This is a genomic window from Pseudomonas sp. PME37.24/025 (assembly GCF_055556615.1).
In genome coordinates, this window is record NZ_JBVHNK010000101.1 from 1 (window position 1) to 285 (window position 285).

Sequence of the window (285 nt, forward strand, 5' to 3'; positions counted from 1 at the left end):
GATCCACAGTCCCGAGCGGTTCTTCCGCTTCGCGGGCTCGGCAGGAGCCCAGGCGTAGGTGACGCCGTCGGTGGCTTGGGGCGTGCAACGGAGCGTGCCGGCCTCGATCTGCGCCAGCGCCTCGACCATGGCGTGCGCGCCGCGCGCCGCAAGGGCATCGTGCAGTTCGCCGGCCGTCATCTCGGGCCCGATCTCGATGGGCACGGAGAGACACACCGGGCCCGTATCGAGCCCCGCCTCCATCCGCATGATGGCAGCCGCCGTGACGGCATCGCCGGCCATGAC

General features: G+C 71.6%; 1 protein-coding gene. It reads right to left on the minus strand.

Annotated elements, in window-relative coordinates:
• Positions 1–285 (minus strand): formyltransferase family protein (locus ACZ3HH_RS29675; RefSeq protein WP_465810106.1); only part of this gene is annotated, 285 nt, incomplete at both ends.